The sequence below is a fragment of the Bartonella sp. OD88NMGDW genome (genome assembly GCF_042193775.1).
GTDB classification, from domain to species: Bacteria; Pseudomonadota; Alphaproteobacteria; order Rhizobiales; family Rhizobiaceae; genus Bartonella; species Bartonella grahamii.
On record NZ_JBHIMA010000034.1, the window covers coordinates 1 to 3,317 of the forward strand.

The window sequence follows — 3,317 nt, forward strand, 5'->3', positions numbered from 1 at the left end:
GGCTCATCAAGCCCAACAGAGTGCAGAGGAGGCTACAAAATTAGCTTCTGAAGCGAAAGCGGTAGCAGAGTCTGCGGTGCGTTCAGGAGAGACGGCAGGGCAGGTGAGTGTGGAAACGGTGCAGGGCATAGCACAAGAGGCGAAGCGTAAAGCGGAAGAAGCCGAGAAAATAGCACAAGAAGCCAAACAGACAGCTGGTTATGCCAAGCATGATGCGGAGCAAGCGCGTAGTGAGGTGGAAAATGCAAAAAGCACAGCGAATGCAGCGTGGAATAAAGCCCACAAAGCGAATGAAACAGCAGATAGTGCTAAGCTTACAGCAAGTTTAGCGGAAACGGCAGGCGAAGAAGCCAAGAAAATAGCGGAGAAAGCCAATAACTACGCGTATGAAGCAAAAGATGAAGCAGGCAAAGCGAAGGAAATAGCCAATAGTGCAAAATATGCAGCAGGAGAGGCGCAAAAGGCAGCTGAAACAGCGGGTAAAAAAGCCGCGTCTTTAGAAGCAGCCGCAGAAGAAGCCGAAAAAATAGCACAAGAAGCTAAACAGACAGCTGGTTATGCCAAGCATGATGCGGAGCAAGCGCGTAGTGAGGTGGAAAAGGTAAAAAGCACAGCGAATGAAGCGTGGAGTAAAGCTTACGACGCGAATGAAGCCGCCAATAACGCTAAGACTATAGCAAGTTTAGCAGAAACGGCAGGCGAAGAAGCCAAGAAAATAGCGGAGAAAGCCGATGACCGAGCGTATGAAGCCAAGAATGAAGTAGAAAAAGCCAAGGAAATAGCTAGTAATGCAAAATATATAGCAGGAGAGGCGCAGAGGGCAGCCGAAACAGCGGGTAAGAAAGCCGCGTCTTTAGAGGAAGAAGCGGAAGAGGCACAAAAAATAGCCAAGGAAGCCAAGGAGTCTGCTGGTTATGCAAGACATGACGCGGAGCAAGCGCGTAGTCAGGCAGAAAAGGCAGAAAAAACAGCAAATGAAGCGTGGAGTAAAGCTTACGACGCGAATGAAACAGCAGATAATGCTAAGACTATAGCAAGTTTAGCACGGATGTACTCAGATGAAGCCAAGAAAAAAGCTGAGACAGCAGATTCACAAGCCTATCAAGCCAAGAGCGAAGCCGAAAAAGCCAAGGAAGTAGCCGATAGAGCGAAAAGGACAGCAGAAGAAGCTAAAACAACAGCCGATACGACGAAGCAAGAGCTTGGAGGTATCAAGAGTTCTCTGGAAACAGCGACAACAGCTCATACAGTAGCCACACAAGCAAAAAATCTCGCAGAAAAGATAAACACTTTTCTAAAACAGTCTCATTTAACGGTTTTATCAATTTCCACCCCTTTTCTTGTTGCGACAGGCAAAGCGCAATTAACCGTGAAAAAAGGAACCTATCTAACTTTGCCACGAACTCATGATATTTTGGTTGTAAGTTATACGGTAGATGCCAGAATAAGCATGCCGTCTCTTTCTGCGGGCAAGGATTATTATCTTTATTTGGTACCGGAGGGAGATTCTCATAAAATTGTTGTATCAGAAAACTCTACGTATCCAAACGGTTACAGCGTCAATAATTCGCGCAAGATAGGAGGGTTTCATACGCTTTGTGCGGATGTTGGTACGATTTCTGGTCACCCCTTGTCTGGTTATAGGGCAGGGGATATTTTACCCAATTCAGTTTGGTGTTTAAATCACCGCCCTTATAGTTCACCAGAGGGAATGGTCTACGACCCCTCTACAGATCTTTGGGTTGATATTTATCTTCAATCAGGGACGGGTGAAAATACGAAATCAATGTATCGTACCAATATAACAACAAACCGTAATTATACCGAACATGTAACAGATATGGCGCGTGTTAAAAAATCTTTACTGAGTGATGAAGCGTTTGCTTCTGCTATGTATGGAAGCAATGAAAAGACACATATTGTTGGCAAGAAAGAACCAACCTCTAAGGTTTCAGGTGGATATAAGGATACGGCGAATCGTCGAATGATCTCGCATATCGGTTGTGAGGATGGTTGCGGTTATGTTTGGCAATTTTTATCGGGCACGTTTCCTATACCTATAAGCCGTACGCAAAATACGTTTGAAATGAGAGCATTGTTAGGGGGTGGTAGCTGGAGTAATACAACGGATAATGGGCGTTTTACTCGAGCCGCCATGATCGTCAATGGTGGAAATGAACAAGTTGCGGCGCGTGGATGTAGCCATACGCGTCATTTTGTTTAGGAGGGAGAGATGATAGAATATCCAGAGCATTTAAATAGCAAAGAAGATTATCTGAACATGCTTTCTTTTGACAAAGTTGAAACAGTAAGAAGGCTAGAGATGCTTTTGACAACGCGTTTTTATTGGTTTTTTGTCAAAGAACTCAGTGAAGGAGAAGAGGGGATAGAAGATGACACGCATAAGGTTTGTCTAACAACAACCATGCCATTTGATTCAAATGGTGATTTTGTAGAAAAGCGTTGTCAGTATGAATTACAGGAAAGCGAATATGCACCGCTCTTTCAACTTGGCTTTCGTGTTGAAGAAGTCGAGCAACTGATCAAAGAGCATAGTCAATAGAGATCATAAAAAAACATTTTTATCCAGCCTCACTTTTGTGGGGCTTTTTTTATGGAGCGTCAGATGAGAAAGATATCGAAAGAAGGATTAGAGCTTATCAAACAATGGGAAGGATTGCGTTTAGAGGCTTATAGAGATACGGCATGTGTCTGGACGATTGGTTATGGTCACACCAGCAATGCGGGTCACCCCCTCGTCAAAAAAGGTATGTGTATTAGCCAAGAGCAAGCAGAAGAAATCCTTTGTGAAGACTTAAAGCAATTTGAGAAGACGGTAGAGGAATCGGTCACGGTTTCGTTAACGGATTGTCAATTCGCGGCATTGGTATCGTTTTGTTATAACGTAGGAACAGCTGCTTTTCGCAAGTCAACATTGTTGAAGAAGCTTAATCAAGGGGATTATGAAGCCGTACCTGTTGAATTACAGAAATGGAATAAGGTCGGTGGGAAGCCTCTTGCGGGTTTAGCCAACCGTCGAGCAGCAGAAGCAGGATTATGGGTAAAAGGGTCTTATGTTTCTTCAAATTATCAAAGGGTAGAAACGAAAACGGCAACCGGACTTCTTAAAATAGAAGCACTTGCCCCGATTATAGGGTCTTGTTCTGGTTTTGGTGGCTTGTTAGCAGGCAATGGACCGGTGCAATGGGCATTAGCAGGCATCATGGTTTTAGCGGCTGCAACGGGCATAGTGATTGTCGCCAAGCGGTTTCGGGAGCAACGCTTATGATTTTTTGGCTAAAGAAATATTCTCTTAT

2 protein-coding genes and 1 pseudogene are annotated in these 3,317 nt (G+C 44.3%); all 3 read left to right on the forward strand.

Annotated elements, in window-relative coordinates; genetic code table 11:
- Positions 1-2,224: pseudogene (locus ACFIJR_RS08770) on the forward strand (hypothetical protein); the annotation flags it as partial.
- Positions 2,225-2,233: 9 nt separating this feature from the next.
- A complete protein-coding gene (locus ACFIJR_RS08775; RefSeq protein WP_375626961.1) occupies positions 2,234-2,563 on the forward strand; it encodes a hypothetical protein in 330 nt (109 codons plus the stop codon).
- Positions 2,564-2,626: 63 nt separating this feature from the next.
- A complete protein-coding gene (locus ACFIJR_RS08780) occupies positions 2,627-3,289 on the forward strand; it encodes a lysozyme (RefSeq protein WP_375654037.1) in 663 nt (220 codons plus the stop codon).
- The last annotated feature ends 28 nt before the right edge of the window (positions 3,290-3,317 follow it).

Coding starts and splice junctions, on each gene's coding strand:
- ACFIJR_RS08775 (WP_375626961.1), top strand. CDS start 2,234: ATGATAGAATATCCAGAGCATTTAAATAGCAAAGAAGATTATCTGAAC.
- ACFIJR_RS08780 (WP_375654037.1), top strand. CDS start 2,627: ATGAGAAAGATATCGAAAGAAGGATTAGAGCTTATCAAACAATGGGAA.